Raw genomic sequence first — 15,885 nt, 5'->3', positions numbered from 1 at the left:
GGCGCTCACAGCTCCTTGCGCAGGTCGATGAGCCGGGTCATCGCGACGATCATCAGCATCACCGCGCCGAGCAGCACCACGGCGTTCGCCGCCGCCGCCGGGAGTTGCAGCGCCGACATCTGCACCTGGATCACCTTGCCCACGGAGGCGATCTGCTGGCCGCCCATGACGCCGACGGTGACGAAGTCGCCCATCACCAGGGTGATGACGAAGATCGAGCCGATGGCGATTCCGGGCTTCGTCAGCGGGACCACGACGTGCCACAGAGTCTGCCAGCCGCTGGCCCCGGCATCGTAGGCGGCCTCGATCAGCGCGCGGTCGATCCGGGCCATGCTGTTGAAGATCGGCACGATCATGAAGACCGTGTTGAGGTGTACGAAGGCGAGCACCACCGCGAAGTCGGAATAGAGCAGGCCCTCGATCGGCCGGTCGATCAGCCCGAGCCCCTGGAGGCTGTCGTTGACGAGGCCGTTGCGGCCGAGGAGCGGGATCCACGAGATCATGCGGATCACGTTCGAGGTCCAGAACGGGATCGTGCAGACGAGGAACAGCGCCATCTGCATGGTCGCCGAGCGGACGTGGAAGGCCACGAAATACGCCACCGTGAAGCCGATCAGCAGGGTGAAGGCCCAGGTCAGCGCGCAGAACTTCAAGGTCGAGAGGTAGGTCCTCACCGTCGTGCAGGGGTCGGCGACGCTGAGGCAGCCGTCGAACACGTCGACGTAGTTCTGCACCGTGAAGGACGGGATGATCTCGTACTCGTTGTACTCCCAGAAGCTGACGATGAGGGTCAGCAGCAGCGGCACGAGGAAGAAGGCCGCGAAGACGAACGCCATCGGCGCCGCCTGGACATAGGCCAGGGCCCGGCGGCGCCGGGTCTTGGCGGTGAGGCTCGCGGCGGCCGGCGCGGCCGGGGTTTCGGCGAGGGCCGGCAGGACGGCGTCGGTCACGCGGCGATGAACTCGTTCCACTTGCGGACCATGTAGGTGTTCTCGTCCATCACCGCGTTCCAGCACGCGACGGACCCCATCCGGGCCTCGAAGGAGCCACCGTCGCGCACCGCGCCGGCCTTCTCCAGCACGCTCCCGTCCGGCCCCTTGATGTCCTTCTCGGCGGGCTTGCCCTCCATCCAGTAGGCCCACTCATAGGGCTCCATGTTGGCCTTGGCCGTGTCGAGCACCGCCGAGTAGTAGCCCTGGCGGTTGAGGTAGGCGCCGGCCCAGCCGGAGAGGAACCAGTTGATGAAGTCGTAGGCCGCGTCGAGCTTGCGGCCCGCCAACGGCTTGGGCAGGCCGAAGCCCGTCGCCCAGGCGCGGTAGCCCTCCTTGAGGGGCTGGTAGGTGCAGGCCACGCCCTGCGAGCGCACCTTCGTGACGGCCGGCGACCACATGGACTGGATCACCGTCTCGCCCGAGGCCATCAGGTTCACGGATTCGTTGAAGTCCTGCCAGAAGGCGCGGAACTGGCCGGCGCGCTTGGCCTCGATCAGCACCTTGATGGTGCGGTCGATCTCGGCCTTCGTCATGTTGCCCTTGTCGGGATAGGTGTAGTCGCCAGTCGCCTCGATCACCATGGCGGCATCCATGATGCCGATGGAGGGGATGTTGAGGATCGAGGCCTTGCCCTTGAACTCGGGGTTCAGGAGCTCCTTCCAGCTCGTGACCGGGCGCTTGATCAGGTCCGGGCGGATGCCCAGCGTGTCGGCGTTGTAGGTGGTGGGGATCAGGGTGATCCACTCGGTCGGCGATGAGGCGAAGCTCTTGGAGTTCTGCCCCTCCAGGTAGAACACCTTCTTGGGCGCCGTGCCCTGGTCGCCGATCTTTTTGCCGCCGACCTCGCCCTTGGTGAAGACCGGAGTGATGTTGTCCGCCTGCTTGATCCGGCGGGCGTCCATGCCCTGGATGTTGCCCGAGGGGATAAGTTTCTTGAGGCTGAAGAACTCGGTGTCGAGGAGGTCGAAGGAGTTCGGCTGCGTCACCACGCGCTTGGTCACCTCGTCGGTGACGACGGGGATGTACTCGATGGTGATGCCGAGATCTTCCTTCACCTTGCGGGCGATGTCGGCGGACTGGTTCACGGCGGTGCCGAGGTAGCGCAGGGTCACGGGCTCGGCGGCGATGACGTTCGGGAAGCCGGTGATCGGCCCGGCGCCGAGGGTGAGCCCGGTGGCCCCCGCCCCCCGGAGCAGGGTGCGGCGGCTGAGCTTGATCGTGGTGGTCATGCGCAGGGTCCTCGACGCGTTGGAATTCTTAGAGATCAGGCGCTCAGGCGGTGGGCGGCTGCCGCATCCCACCCGAGCGGCACGGTCTGCCCCAGGGCGAGGGGACGGCCCGCATAGGCGCCGTCCGCGATCACCGCCGTGAGGGCGGCGGGCGCGCCGCCGCCGAGGCCGTCGGCCTCGAAGCCCACATGCACGCTGGTGCCCTGGTACTCGATGGACACGACCTTGGCCGGCACCGCTTCGACGCCGGCGTCGGGTCCGAGGCGCATCCGGTCGGCGCGCACGGCGATCTCGGTAGCGTCGGGCAGGCGGATGACGTTGTGGCCGCCAATGAAGCGCGCGACGAAGGCGGTGGCCGGGCGCTCGAACACCGTGCGCGGGTCGGCGGCCTGCTCGATGCGCCCGCCGTTCATCACCACCACGAGGTCGGAGAGGGCCATCGCCTCCTCCTGGCTGTGGGTGACGTGGATGAAGGTGAGGCCGAGCTCGGCCTGGATCCGCTTCAGCTCCGTCCGCATCCGCACCCGCAGGAACGGGTCGAGGGCGGAGAGCGGCTCGTCGAGGAGGAGCACCTTGGGGCCGGTGACGAGGGCGCGGGCAAGCGCCACCCGCTGCTGCTGGCCGCCCGAGAGCTGGGCCGGCAGGCGCTCGGCGAGGTGGGCCATCTGCACGAGGTCGAGCATGGCGAGGGCCTTCGCCCGCCGCTCGGCCTTGCCGACGCCGCGCATCCGCAGGCTGAAGGCGACGTTGTCCCGGCAGTTGAGATGCGGGAACAGGGCGTAGCTCTGGAACATCATCGCGGTGCCGCGCTCGGCGGGCGTCGCGTCGCCCACCGCCTTGGGGCCGATGACCACATCGCCGGACGAGACCGTCTCGTGCCCGCCGATCATCCGCAGGGTCGTGGTCTTGCCGCAGCCCGAGGGGCCGAGCAGGCAGCAATAGGCCCCCGACCGGACCTTCAGGTCGATGCCGTCCACCGCCACGGTCTGGCCGTAGCGCTTGGTCAGCTGGATCAGCTCCACATCCATGCCATTCTCCCCGCATCCAGCCCAGCAAGGGACGGGCCAGTCGGCCCCCGAGCGGGCCGGGAATCGGGCGATCAGAGCGGGGGTGTGGCCTGCACGGACCGGTCGAGCACCCGGCCCCGTCCGGGCTCGCCGACGACCCGGCCGTCCTCGGCCACGACCTCCCCCCGCGCGAGAGTCATCACCGGCCAGCCCGTCACCCGGAACCCCTCCCAGGGGGTGTAGTCCGCCCCGTGGTGGAGGTTGGCCTGCGTGATCGTCTCCTTCCGGTTCGGGTCCCACAGGGTCAGGTCCGCGTCGAAGCCGACGCCGATGGAGCCCTTGCGCGGATAGAGGCCGTAGAGCTTGGCGTGGTTCGTCGCGGTCAATTCCACGAAGCGGTTCAGGGAGAGGCGCCCGGCCGAGACGCCCTCGGAGAACAGGATCGGCAGACGGGTCTCGATGCCGGGGATGCCGTTGGGGACGTAGCGGAAGGAGTCCTTCCCCCGCGGGTTCAGCTTTCCCTGCGCGTCGTCGTAGCGGAACGGGCAATGGTCCGAGGAAACGATCTCGAACACGCCCCCCTGCAGCCCGCGCCAGATCGCGGCCTGGCTCGCCGTATCGCGGGGCGGGGGCGAGCAGACGTACTTCGCCCCCGCCATCGGGTCTGCCTCGCCCCGGCCCTTCAGGTCCTCGGCGGTGAGGGTCAGGTATTGCGGGCAGGTCTCGGCGTGGATCTTCAGCCCCCGCCCGCGGGCCCAGGCGATCTGCTCCATCGCCTGCTCCCCCGAGACGTGGACGATGACGATGGGCAGGTCCACGAGTTCGGCGTGGGAGATCGCCCGGTGCGCCGCCTCGCGCTCCACCAGTTCCGGCCGCGACAGGGCGTGGCCGTAGGGCGCCGTCTGCCCGGCCCGCTCCAGCTTCTCGCTCATGTAGCGGATGGTGTCGTAGCCCTCGGCATGGACCATTACGCGGGCGCCCTCCCGGCGGGCGAGGTCGAACACGTCGAGGATCTGCCGGTCGTTCAGGACGAGGTCGTCATAGGTCATGAAGACCTTGAATGAGGTGTAGCCCTCGGCGATCAGAGCCGGCAACTCCTGGCCGAGCACCGCCGGGGTCGGGTCCGAGACGATGAGATGGATCGCCACGTCGATGTGGCATTGGCCCTCGGCGAGGGCCCGGTAGGCGTGGGTCGCCTGCCGCAGGGACGCCCCCCGGGGCTGGAGGGCGAAGGGCATCACGCAGGTGTTGCCACCGGCCGCCGCCGCCCGTGTCGCGGAGGCGAAGTCGTCGGCCATGACGATGCCGGGCCCTGAGGCCTGCGCGATGTGGACATGGCTGTCGATGCCCCCCGGCAGCACGAGGAGGCCGGAGGCATCGACGGTGCGGGCGGCATCGGTGATCCGCTCGGCCACGGCGGCGATGCGCCCGTCGCGGATGCCGATATCGGCGCGCAGGGTGTCGGCGGCGGTCACCACCGTGCCGTTGCGGATGGCGAGGTCGAACTCGGGCACGGCGTCAGTTCCTCACGCGGGCGATGATGGCCACCGGGCCGCCGCCATCCGGCCCCTGATGCTCGGCGCCGCCGGAGACGAACAGGTCCGTCCGGCCGAGGGCGGCGGCGGCCACCCCGCCGACCAGGGCGCGGGCGTGGCGGGTGGCGTTGATGTCGCTATCGTCGTTCATGATGTGGCGTTGGCCCCGGATCAGGCCGTCGTGGGACGGCTCGGCCTTGGCCAGCAGGGCGATCACCCGCGCCGACGCCTCCGGCGGCAACTGCCCCGCCCCCGGCAAGCCGAGATCGGTGAGCACCCCCAGGATCGCGGGCAGGTCGATGCCGTCTTCCATGACCCGGTGGGCGATGGCGAGGGGGCCGGTCCAGCCCGGCGCATTGCCGAGCACGATGATCTCGTTGCGCATCAGTTCGATCCCCGCTGAAGCGCTGGCGCGGCCGGAGAACAGGTCGCGCCGGGCGCCGATGGCCGAATCCGAGAGCGCGTCGCGATCGACCTCCCCGAGGGCGACGGCGATGCCCAGTGCCGAGGCGCCCCGGGACAGGCCCATCGAGGCGTAGGTGTCGTGCGTGGCGACGCCGTGGCCCCGGGCGGCGGCTTCGGCGATCCGGGCGCTCGTCAGCAGCGGGCACTTCACCTGCACGAAATGCACGTCGGCGGGGTCGGCGAGCCCCGCCCCGGCCATGGCCCGGCCGACCGCCGTCGCGGTCGCCTCGACCTGCGCCATCCGGCCGATCTCCTCCGGCCGGAACTCCGGGGTGAAGTCCGTGCCGATGGCGAGCGCCCTCCCCTCCCCCGCCGCAGGGCCCTCCCGCCGGGCGAGGACGAGGAAATGCGGCGACAGCCCGCCCTCCGTTCCGCCGGACATGACGAGAGCGATCCGGGCTCCGACTTCCGCCGCCGTGCAGCCGATGGCGCCGGCGAGCGCCGTCTCCAGCGCCTTCACCGCGAGTTGCCGGGTGAAATCGTTCACGCAGCCATTGCCCTCGGTCTTGCCGAAGATCGCGACGATCTCGGACGCGCCCACCATCCCGGAGGCGACGAGGTCCATCACCCCGGAGACATCGGCGGGATGCTGCGCGGGCACGCGGAAGACGAGGCATTCGGGCATGGGGGAACCGGATCGGGGTGGGACGGAGCGCGGACCCGTCACCCGTCCGCGCGACAAGCGGCGGGAGGGGCTGGCACGGCCGGGACTGCCCCTCGCGGGCAAGCACGAAGCGGACCATCACCGGTGAAACTGGGGCGCCCCGCCGGGGCCGGGTTTCCCTAACCGGGGCTGAACGGCGCGGTTCAGGGCCGATTTCGACACCGTGATCCATCAATCGGGCTCACCCGGCGATCCCGGAGTGACCTCGCACGTTCGATACCCCGGCGCAGCGAGGCGCCCTTCCTTGAGGAATGGATGATGACGAAGACCGCCGCCCTGCTCGGCGCCACCGCGCTGCTGTTCGCCACCGCCGCCGTGGCGCAGCCGGCCCCGCCCCCGCCCGACGGCCCGCGCGGTCGCGCCGAGGCCCCACCGCCCCCGCCCCCCGGCGGTCCCCGTCGCGGCCCGGACGCCCCGCCCCCTCCCCCGCCGCCGCCGCCGCCGCCGTCGAAGGGCGCGCACTTCGCTGTCGAGCGGGGCGATACGCGCATCGATGTGAAATGCGCCGACGACGAGCCGATGAAGGCCTGCGCCGACATCACGCTCCAGCTCCTCGACAAGCTCTCGACCCTCAAGCCCGCAGACGCGCGCTGACACCGAGTCCGACCGGGCCGCGCAGTCCGTCGCGGCCCGGACCTTCTTTGGAGAACACCACTCACATGAACGACACGCAGGAAGTCTCAGGGACGGTCTGGGCCGTCTTCGGTCATCGCCTGGCCATCGAGGGAACCGGGGGGCGCTTCCTCGCCGACCTCGGCCCGAAGGGCGCGGAGGGTCTGACGGTCGCCGTCGGCGACACAATCTCCCTCAAGGGCGAGCGCAGGCCGACGGAGATCAAGGTGACGTCCATCACCTTGAACCAGGACGCCGCCCGCGCAATCACATGGCCGGCGAAGCCGGATCAGGACGAGGCCGACCCGTCGGCCGCCATCGCGGCAGCGAAGGACGAGGGATACGCCGTCGAGGGCGAGCCGAAGCGCAAGCCCAAGCACTTCGAGATCGTCGGCACGAAGGACGGAGCCCGCCACGAACTCCACGTCGCGTTCGACGGCACGATCCGCAAGGTGAAGCCCGTCGCCGCCTGAGGCGGCACAACCGTGCCCGGGCACGGGCCGTTCAGCGAGCGTGAACTCGCCAACGGCGACGGGTCGCCGTCGCCATCGTCGAACGCGACGGCAAGGTCTCCGTGATCGTGAAGGAGCAGGCCGCCTAGTCGATGACCTCGACCACGCGGCGCGTGCGCGGGTCCACCAGCACCGGGTGGTCGTTCACGACCGTGTAGTTGTAGCTCGGCAGGGCGAATTCGGGGGGGACGTCGTAATAGACGACGCCGTCCTCCGGCAGGACGGTGCCGACGCTCACCCGGCCCGGATAGGAGAAGGACGGACGGCGCTCGCCCGTGGCGTAGATGCGGAAGCGCTCTCGCCGGTCGATGCCGAGGATGCCGTTGGCCGTGCCAACCGCCGCCCCGACCGCACCGCCGACGACGGCGCCGAGCGGGCCTGCGATCATCTCGCCCCGGTTCGCCCCGTCCCGGGCCCCGCGTTCGAGCCCCTGGGCATGCGCGGCCCCCGTCCAGGCCAGAATCGCCGCCATCGCGGCCCATGCGAGTTTGCAGGTCATCGTCATTCCCCCAAAGTGCCGGCGAGTCCGGCCTCGTCGTCGTGTGTCGGCGCGCCGGGTCAGCGCGCCCCGGTCATGGCCCGCACCGGTGCGCCGGCGAGGTCGACCGTGGAGCCGACCGTGTCCCGGAGCCCCGAGCCGACATGGGACAGGTGCTCGCCGTAGGTCTCGCGGGTCTGCGGATCCACGAGGGCCACCGGGGCCGCCACCGCCAGGGCCGCGCCGGTCGCCACCGTGGAGGCGGCGCCGGCCGCCGTGCTCACCAGCCTGTCGCCGATGCCGACCTGCCCGTCCGAGATCGGTTGGCCGTCGGCGAGGCGCTTGCCCAGCAGGGCGACCACGTCCCCGGAGGCGAACTTGCCGTGATTGAGCGGATCGTCGCCCTTCACGGTTGAGAGATTCAGGACGCCGATGTTCTGGCGCTCCAGCTCGGACTTGTACGGCTCGGCCGCCGGGTCGATGGCCCCGAGGCGCACGCTGTCGCCCCAGACGAGCCGGGAGACCGCCAGGGCCTGGTCGTCGCCGGACACCATTAGGGTCAGCCGGGGCCGGTTCGGGCCCATGTCGCGGAACGCCTCGCGGGCGAGGTCCATGTCCACGTCCGGCGCGGCGAGGATGACGTTGCGGATCTTGGGGGCCACCCGCCGGTCGCGGATGGCCATCTGGCGCAGGCTCTCCAGGGTCAGCCAGTTGCCCATGGAATGGGCGAGCACCGTGACCTCGCCGACATTCGGGTCGCGGGCGAGGTCCCTCAGCACCGTTTCGAGGCCGTTGCGGGAGAAGTTGGTGCTCTCCCGGTCGTAGCCATAGGCGAGGACGGAGCCCTTGGACGGCCACGTGAACAGCACCGGGGCCACCTCGGCCCCGGAATCGTGCACGATCTGCGCGAACCGGAAGACGGCATCCTCGAACTTGTTGTTGAAGCCGTGGACGAACACCAGAACATGGCGCTTGGCCCCGCGCCGGACGGCCCGGCCGGTCCAGGCGGGGACGTCGGCCCGCGCGACCGGCTCGACCCGGAGCGCGACGAAATCGGTGGCGGGGTTTCCGGGCAGCGTCCGGGGCCATTGCACGGAACCGGGCTGGCGCGTCCCATCGGGCGGGATCGACACGGACAGGTCCGTGTACGTCACCGCGTCGCCGCGCTCGCCGGAGAACAGCACGCCACGGTCGGAGGCGGATTTGCGGGTGGTCGCGACCAGCATGTCGACCCGCGAGGCGCCGGGGATGGTCTCGACGGCGGCGACGGGAAGCAGCACCCCGGTCGGGCGGCCGGCGCACCCGGCCAGCAGCGTGAGGGCGGCAGCGGCCACGAGGCCTCGCACCGCTCCCCCTGTCCCCATGAACGTCCCGTACACCGGCATCCCCGCGACACACCTCGGTAAGGCAGGGCGGGATAATGGTTTACCAAATCCTACCCGGACCCGGATGCCCGATGATTGCGGCGGCGCCGGGTCCGGCACGGCCTCGTTTCGGGGGTGCGTCCGTTCGGCCAGTGTCGGGGTCGCGGGCCAGCATGCGCTGGTAGACGTTCTCGACGGGCGTGAGCGGCGCGCGGTCGCCGAGCAGGATATCGAGGAATTCCAGGCTGTCGACGTGGCGGCCGAGCACCACGAGGCAGACGGTGAACGGGGCAGCCGGGATCAGGCCGTTCGGCCGATCACCGCCCAGAGCGGATCGCCGGGGCCGCCGTCGGGCAGGACGGCGTAGGCTTCGATGCCGGTGAACCCGGCCTGCCGGAGATAGAGCTCGATGAGCCGGGCCTGATCGTCGCCGCCGACGGCGCGCCAGATGGCCACCGCCTTCGTCGGAAAACACCGGTTGGAGAACGTGATGACGACGCGGCCGTCGGGCGCGAGCACCCGCGCGACCTCGCGCAGGACGGCCACGGGATCCTGAAGGTATTGCACCCCGACACAGACGAGGGCCGCATCGACGCCGCCCGTGTCGAGGGGCAGGATCGGATCGGCGTTGAGATCCTGCACGAAACGCTGCGTCAGGCGCGGGTTGGCGGCAAGTTCGCGCGCGTTGAGGCCATGGCCGATCACGGCGTCGTAGGCGGCTTCCACCGGCAGGTGGCTCACCCAACTCGACATCAGGTCGAGGATCCGTCCGCCGGACGGCAGGTACGTGCGGTAGAGGTCGGTCACGGCGGCGATGGCCGCGTCGTCGATATGCGTGACGAAGCGCGGCTGCGCGTAGAAGAGGGTGTCCGGCGTCTCGTCCTGCTTGGCGAAGGCTTCGGGGGGCAATCCGGTCAGGTCGCTCATGGATCGTCCCCGCTCGCCCGCTGCACCCGACAGGCCTGATGTAGGGCATCCCGGCCGGATTCCCCTCCCCCGCCTCACGGGGATACGCTTCGATCCAGGCCCATCTGCCAGAAGTCGGCCTCCAGCCGCGAGGCGGCGGCGAAGGTCGCCACGAGATCGGGCCAGCGGGCCTCCGTCAGGGACCGCGCCGCGAGGGCGTCGAGATGGGCGCGGGCCCGCGCCGCGACGGCGCGATAGGGTTGCCCGGCATATTCGCCGATCCACTCGCGGTACGGGTGGTCCGCCAGGGCCGCGACGCCGTCCGGCGCCAGGGCCTCCCCGATCACGGCGTAGCCCACGACGCAGGGTGCGAGGGCGACGTGCAGATCGAGGAGATCTCCGGCCGCTCCGCAATCCAGCACGAAGCGCGTATAGGCGACCGTCGCGGCCTCCTCCGGCGTGGCGGCGAGTTCGTCCACCCCGATGCCCCAGCGGGCGCACAGCCGGATATGCAGTTCCGTCTCGTCCAGGATGGCGGCGAGCCCGGCCTGCGCGGCCCGGATGTCCTCCGTCGTCCGGCTCTTGTAGGCGGCCAGCGCATAGGCCCGCGCGAACTGGATCAGGAACAGGTAATCCTGCACCAGATAGGCGCGGAAGGCCGCCTCGGGCAGCGTCCCGTCGCCGAGCTGGCGCACGAAGGGATGCTCGACGTAACGGGCCCATTCGTCGGGCGCCGCCGCCCTCAAGCGCTCGAAGACGTCCATGCCGGCTCCCCGCTGAATCGAACACATCATGAACAAACGTCGGTCAGAGGACGGGGTCGGCCGCCGCCGCGAGCCGTCCGGCCGCGATGGCATCGAGGAAGGTCTGGTAATCCTTGGCGTTCCGGTCCCCGTAGAGGCTGGCCCAGTCGGCGATGGCCTCGCGGAGGTCGATGCGCCCCGTATGGCCGCAATAGCCCGCGATGGCCGCCGCGTCCCCCGTCCGGGCATGGGCCTTGGCCAGCAGCGCCCCGTAGGCGTGGGAGAAGTAGAGCAGGGATTGCCCCGTCATCCGCGCGATCGGGATCTCGCCCTTCATGTTCTTCATCTGCCGCACGTAGAACGGCCGCCCCTCGATCGAGGTCCACCCGAGGAGCGGATCGCCCACCGCCTGCAGCAGGCGCTGCCCGTAGATCACCCGCTCGCCCTCGTGGCTGGCATAGGGCTCCGGCATGCCGCGCAGGTACGGTGCATGGGCCGGGCGCACGGCCTCCTTCACCTGCAGGAAAAGCGCATCTTGATCCGAATTGCCGAAGAGCAGGGCGACATAGGCCCGGGTGCCGACGCTGCCGACGCCCACGACCCGGTGCGCCACATCCACCACCTGATAGCGGCTGAGCATGAAGCGCCGCTCGCGCGGCAGGGTTTCGGCGTAGCGCTCCAGGCCCGTCGTGATGGCCTCGCGGGTCGCCTCATCGACGCGGACGAGGATCGGCGGCTCCTCGCGGAAGCGCCAGCCCCCGTCCGTGCGCCGCTCACCCACCCGGTCGAGGAGGCTCTTGTTGTTCTTCCGCCGCGCCTTCTCCACGGCCTTCGCCACGACGGCCTGGGAGCGGGCATCGATCTCGACACCCGCGAAGGTGAGGTCGTCGGCCCGTGACGCCCGCCGCCACACATCGAGCGACCCGCAGGGCGCCAGATCGTCCATGGTGAACTGGTAGCCCGACACGGCGCTCACGACCGCCTCCCGGCGCTCGGCGACGGGGAGGTCGGCATCGCGCCCCGCGACCTCGATGCTGGCGCAGAGCCGCTTCAGGTCCCACTCCCACGGGCCGACCGTGACCTCGTCGAAATCGTTGAGATCGAGCACCACGTCGCCCTGCGGCGAGCCGAACAGGCCGAAATTGGAGATGTGGGCGTCCCCGTTCATCACCACGTTGATCGCGGTGCGCGGACCCTGTGCCAGATCCCAGGCCATGACCTGCGCCGCCCCGCGCAGGAACGCGAAGGGCGAGGAGGCCATACGCGCGACGCGCAAGGGCAGGAGATGCGCCTGCCGCCCCTCATGCGCGGCCTCGATGAGGCTCACCGGATCGGGGCGATCCGAACCGGTCGCGAGGATGGCATGGGCGGCGTGCGGGATCTCCATCCGCAGCGACTTGCCGGCCGCACGGCGCTTGTCCCACGGCTCAACGCCGGCCCGCAGGTTGATGCGCGGGAAATCCGCCAACGGCTCAAGCACGCCATCCTCCGCCGCCTCGACCAGCCCGTCCCGTCGATCGTCGATGTCCGGGGTCGTGCCCGTGGCTTGCGTAGACCGTTCCATCGCCCTCACCCGTGTTCCGCCCACGCTAACGCCCCAAACGTCGATTCACTGCATCCGCCGGCACGGGGTTCTCCCGCCCCTTCAACCGCGCCCGGATCAGGGCTTGCAGGACCGGAGCGAGGCTGTACTCCCCTGCCCTCTTCCGCTCCACCAGCGACCGCAGATAGCCGCCGGGGCTCTTGATCTGCTCGCAGCGCTGCAGGATCGCCGCCACCGTCACGGCAGCGGTATCCGCCCCCATCACGTCCTGCGCCTCGCGCCACGCATGGGGACTGATCCCCAGGGCGGAGCGGGCGACATCGGCCGTCTCCACGAGATCGCGCCAGGTGCGGATGCCCTCCCGCGCATAGTCGGTGATGTCCGGGCAGGCATCGAGGACGATGCCCAGGGGATACGTGGCCCCCCTCACCCCGCCGGAGCGTCCCGCATCCACCGCCTTCGGTTCGAGACCCGCCGACGGTTCCTTCTCCACCATCTCGAAGGCCGGTTCAGTATCAGGGAGTTTGGGGTTTGAACTCTGTTTGTGCCGCTCATCCTGAAAGGCATTGCCGCTCGAATCCGACGCATCCGCGTGCGCGAGCAACAGCTTGCCCACATCGACGCTCAGTTCGGACAAGGCCTCCGTTGCCGTGCCTAGATCGGCGAGCCCGGCCGACCGGCCGAGGGCCGCGAGGATGGTCCGGTACCGGGTCCGCAGGGGCTCTGCGCTCCCCTCCCCGCCTTCCGCCTCCAGAGCCAGGATCAGCTTCATGCAGTCCCGCCGCAGCAGCGTCAGGCGTTCGCGGGCGATCCGCAGGGCCAGGGCTGCAGCGCGCACCGCCTCGGCCTCGGCTGCGAACTCGGCGGCGCGGGCGACGAGGGGCGTGATGTCGAAGCCGAAGGCCTGCGAGACCGCCCCGCCCTGCCCCCGACGCGCGTAGCGCTTGCCGTTCGGGCTGTCGCGGCGGATGACGATGCCGGCCTCGACCAGGGCCGCGAGATGCCGCCGGAGGCTAGGCTCGGCCATGCCATGCGCCCGCAGGGCCAGCGCGGCATTCGAGGGGAACACCACGAGTTCGCACCCCTCCCCGCGCGTCAGCGTCGTATCGGGATGGAAGGTCAGGAGCGCGTCGAGGACGGCAAGCGCCCGGTCTGACAGGCCGAGCCTGCCCCGCGCGGCGGCGATGTCACGGAAGACGGACCACTTGTTGACGGTGATCGCGTCCGGGCAGCCGGCCGCCTTCGCCTGTGCATCGATCTGCGCAGCCGTCAGCGGACGCCGCCCAAAGGGCGTCGTGAGATGCAGGTTCATCGTCTGGCCGAGCACCGGGCAAAGACCGGGCGTTCGCCGAATCGACGTCAAACTGCTTGACGATGTGCCGGGAGATGTGATTCTCTACGTTTGCTTAGGACGAGAGAGGGTCTTCCGGACGCGGTTCGGGGGGCCCTTTCTTTTTGCGGTGATCTCGTCTCCTTTCGTTGGTGCCGCAGGTCGGGGTTAGCCCTTGCTCTGCCGGTAGGCCGCAAGGATCTCGGGAAGCCGATCGAGGACGTAGTCCGCCAGACCCGGTTCGAGTGTCTCATCGAACGCAAGCGCGACCCGGTCGGTCGAACGCTCCACGCGGGCGAGCTTCCGCCCCCGGTCGTCCTTCCAGACCTGCGCCTTGGGCTTGCGCTCCTGCTTCGGGGCCAGCGTCGCGAAGATCGCCGCGAAGCGCTCGTCGGTGCCCTTGGCCTGGAACGCTGGATCGCCCATCAAGCCCGTGAGTGCGGCGCGCTCGGCGCCCTTGATGCGCTCGGCCAGCAGCATCCAGCGCGGCCGTCCGGCGGCCGGGGCCGGGCCGATCGCCGTGAGGACATCCTCCGGCACGCTGCGCGCGACCGAGATGAGGGTCGAGAGGTCGCCCTTGCCTACGCCCATCGCGGCGGTGATCGTCTCGCGCGGGAAGCCGTGCTCCTCCAGGCGCAGGGCGAAGAACGCACGCTCGATGTAGCTGAGGTCCCGCCGCTCCAGGTTCTCCTTGCCCTGCGCGATGACGAGCTCGGCATCCGTGAGAGGCCGGACGATGGCCCGCACCGGCCGTTCCAGCACCTGGGCGGCCCGCGTCCTGCGGCGGCCGAAGGCGATCTGGTAGCGGCCGCTCGCCGTGGGGTGAGGGCGCACCAGCACGGGGACCTGCTGCCCGCTCTCGCGAATGCTCTCAACCAGCGAGCCAAGCCCGACATCGTTCGCATCCGCTACGCGGTCGGCGATGAACGACGCATCGATCAGGCTCGGGTCGAGGTCGATGACCGCCGCGCCCTGTTCGAGGATCGCGGCGGCATCCGCCTTCGCGGCGAGGCCGCGCAGGGTGTTGCTCATCGCACCGATGGCGCCACTGCGTCGGCGCTCCGGCGGCGGGGCAGGGGGGTTTGCAGGTGCAAACTCCGCCGCCTTTGCCTCAGGGTTTGCATCTGCAAACGCGTCCGGGCTCGCGGCCGGCTTCGGCGCCGGCTTGGCCCCGAACAGGGCGTCGAGGTTGGAGCGTCGGCTCATGCCCGCCCCCAGGCGGCGCGGATCAGGCTCTCGATCTCGCTGTTGACGGCATCGAGCGCTTCGAGCGCCCGGTCATAGGTCGAGCGGGTCACCCCCTCCCGGCCGATCTCGTAGAGCGTCTGCTTCGACAGGCCGGCATCCGACACCGCCGAGGATTTCAGCATCGGCGCCGTCAGCACCGCGTCCTCGAACAGCGTGCGAAGCATCCCGACGATGCGGGTCTGCGGCGCGTCGTGCTGCTCGTAGCGGGTGATGAGGTAGCGCAGCCAATCGTATTGCAGCTTGCCGCCGTGCTCCGTCACCACGCCGAGCAGATCCTCCGTCATGGCCAGGAACTGGCTCATCGAGGCGACGTCGAGCATCTGCGGATGCACGGTCACGAGGAGCCCCGAGGCGGCGCAGAGAGCGGAGAGGGTGAGGTAGCCGAGCTGCGGCGGGCAATCGATCACCACCACGTCATAGCGGTCCTCGACCGATTCGAGGGCGCGCGCCACCCGGTCGAAGAACAGCGGCTCGCCGGGGCGTCGCTCGCCGAGGGCGCGGGGGGTCTCGTGCTCGAACTCCATCAGTTCGAGGTTGGCGGGCACGAGGTCGAGCCCGGTGAAGTAGGTCTGCCGGATGATCGCCTCGAGCGGGCGACGCTCCGCATCGTAGCGGATCGCGCCGTAGAGGGTCTCGTTCTCGCCGACCTCCAGTTCCGGCTGAACGCCGAGCAAAGCCGACATGCTGGCCTGTGGATCGAGATCCAGGGCAAGGACCCGGTAACCTTTGAGGACCAGATGTTGGGCGAGATGGGCCGTGGTGGTGGTCTTGCCGGAACCGCCCTTGAAGTTGGCGATCGCGATGACCTGCAGGTGATCGTCCTCGCCCCGCCGCGGCTGGTAGCGCCGTCCGCCGCGGGTGTTCTCATCGAGATAGGCGCGCAGGGCGTGGACATCGGCGAGGCTGTACGAACGGCGACCGGTCGAGGACACCTCCGGCTGCGGGCCGAGCCCTTCGGCGGCGAGTTGCTGGATCCGCGAGACGGTGACACCCACCATCCGCGCGACCTCGGTCGAGGTGAAGCGGCGCAGGGTCTTGGCCGAGCTCGGCGGGAACAGGCCGGAGGAGATGGCCTGAAGTTGCTCGCGCAGGATCGTGGCATGCCCGCCGATCATGGCGGCGGGCGACACGGGGGGAGGGGGGGCGACGCTGTGCGCGCCCGTATGCTGGTTCATCCTCTCGGGCCCCGCTTGCAGAAAAAGCGCCAGAATGGCGAACAAACTGCAACTGACCCTAAGCAGCCACGATTCGCAAGCG

The 15,885-nt window shown here is 70.1% G+C and carries 15 protein-coding genes; 2 read left to right on the top strand and 13 right to left on the bottom strand.

The features are described from left to right. Positions 1 to 5: 5 nt before the first annotated feature. From AAHF99_RS21725 to atzD, 5 genes are all read right to left on the bottom strand, one after another. Positions 6 to 950 (bottom strand): ABC transporter permease, encoded by a 945-nt coding sequence (locus AAHF99_RS21725; RefSeq protein WP_342166547.1) that lies wholly within the window; start codon positions 948 to 950, stop codon positions 6 to 8. After that, a complete protein-coding gene (locus tag AAHF99_RS21720; protein WP_342166546.1) occupies positions 947 to 2,221 on the bottom strand; it encodes an ABC transporter substrate-binding protein in 1,275 nt (424 codons plus the stop codon). The genes AAHF99_RS21725 and AAHF99_RS21720 overlap by 4 nt, the downstream gene beginning before the upstream one ends. A 35-nt stretch (positions 2,222 to 2,256) precedes the next feature. Then, a complete protein-coding gene (locus AAHF99_RS21715; RefSeq protein WP_342166545.1) occupies positions 2,257 to 3,249 on the bottom strand; it encodes an ABC transporter ATP-binding protein in 993 nt (330 codons plus the stop codon). 71 nt (positions 3,250 to 3,320) lie between these two features. Then, positions 3,321 to 4,742, bottom strand: coding sequence for a dihydropyrimidinase (gene hydA, locus AAHF99_RS21710; RefSeq protein ID WP_342166544.1), 1,422 nt, complete (start codon positions 4,740 to 4,742; stop codon positions 3,321 to 3,323). A 4-nt stretch (positions 4,743 to 4,746) separates the two neighbouring features. Continuing rightward, entirely contained in the window at positions 4,747 to 5,853 is a 1,107-nt protein-coding gene (gene atzD, locus AAHF99_RS21705; protein WP_342166543.1) for a cyanuric acid amidohydrolase, read from the bottom strand. A gap of 297 nt (positions 5,854 to 6,150) precedes the next feature. On the opposite strand from atzD, the gene AAHF99_RS21700 reads away from it, so the two are divergent. Together AAHF99_RS21700 and AAHF99_RS21695 are read left to right on the top strand one after the other, a co-directional pair. Continuing rightward, positions 6,151 to 6,486 (top strand): hypothetical protein, encoded by a 336-nt coding sequence (locus tag AAHF99_RS21700; protein ID WP_342166542.1) that lies wholly within the window; start codon positions 6,151 to 6,153, stop codon positions 6,484 to 6,486. A gap of 65 nt (positions 6,487 to 6,551) precedes the next feature. Then, entirely contained in the window at positions 6,552 to 6,977 is a 426-nt protein-coding gene (locus AAHF99_RS21695) for a hypothetical protein (RefSeq protein ID WP_342166541.1), read from the top strand. 124 nt (positions 6,978 to 7,101) lie between these two features. Here the strand turns inward: AAHF99_RS21695 and AAHF99_RS21690 are convergent, their stop codons facing one another. From AAHF99_RS21690 to repA, 8 genes are all read right to left on the bottom strand, one after another. Beyond that, entirely contained in the window at positions 7,102 to 7,515 is a 414-nt protein-coding gene (locus AAHF99_RS21690; protein ID WP_342166540.1) for a DUF1236 domain-containing protein, read from the bottom strand. A 59-nt stretch (positions 7,516 to 7,574) separates the two neighbouring features. Further along, positions 7,575 to 8,828, bottom strand: a complete 1,254-nt coding sequence (locus tag AAHF99_RS21685) for an alpha/beta hydrolase (protein WP_342166539.1) — start codon at positions 8,826 to 8,828, stop codon at positions 7,575 to 7,577. Between the two features lie 330 nt (positions 8,829 to 9,158). Beyond that, positions 9,159 to 9,785, bottom strand: a complete 627-nt coding sequence (locus AAHF99_RS21680) for a class I SAM-dependent methyltransferase (RefSeq protein WP_342166538.1) — start codon at positions 9,783 to 9,785, stop codon at positions 9,159 to 9,161. 74 nt (positions 9,786 to 9,859) lie between these two features. After that, positions 9,860 to 10,528 carry a TenA family protein gene (locus AAHF99_RS21675; protein ID WP_342166536.1) on the bottom strand — a complete coding sequence of 223 codons (669 nt, stop codon included), beginning with the start codon at positions 10,526 to 10,528 and terminating at the stop codon, positions 9,860 to 9,862. Between the two features lie 43 nt (positions 10,529 to 10,571). Further along, positions 10,572 to 12,071: a DUF2252 domain-containing protein gene (locus AAHF99_RS21670; protein WP_342166535.1), complete on the bottom strand. Its 1,500-nt coding sequence runs from the start codon at positions 12,069 to 12,071 to the stop codon at positions 10,572 to 10,574. Between the two features lie 25 nt (positions 12,072 to 12,096). Beyond that, a complete protein-coding gene (repC, locus tag AAHF99_RS21665; protein ID WP_342166534.1) occupies positions 12,097 to 13,362 on the bottom strand; it encodes a plasmid replication protein RepC in 1,266 nt (421 codons plus the stop codon). A 186-nt stretch (positions 13,363 to 13,548) separates the two neighbouring features. Continuing rightward, positions 13,549 to 14,586, bottom strand: coding sequence for a plasmid partitioning protein RepB (gene repB, locus AAHF99_RS21660; RefSeq protein ID WP_342166533.1), 1,038 nt, complete (start codon positions 14,584 to 14,586; stop codon positions 13,549 to 13,551). Then, positions 14,583 to 15,803, bottom strand: a complete 1,221-nt coding sequence (gene repA / locus AAHF99_RS21655) for a plasmid partitioning protein RepA (protein ID WP_409564722.1) — start codon at positions 15,801 to 15,803, stop codon at positions 14,583 to 14,585. Before repA ends, repB begins: the two co-directional genes overlap by 4 nt. Between the last annotated feature and the right edge of the window lie 82 nt (positions 15,804 to 15,885).

This window comes from Methylobacterium litchii (assembly GCF_038442315.1).
In the GTDB taxonomy this organism is placed as follows: Bacteria; Pseudomonadota; Alphaproteobacteria; order Rhizobiales; family Beijerinckiaceae; genus Methylobacterium; species Methylobacterium litchii.
The sequence above is the reverse complement of the archived record's forward strand: the minus strand, read 5'-3'. Positions and strand labels throughout refer to the sequence as shown.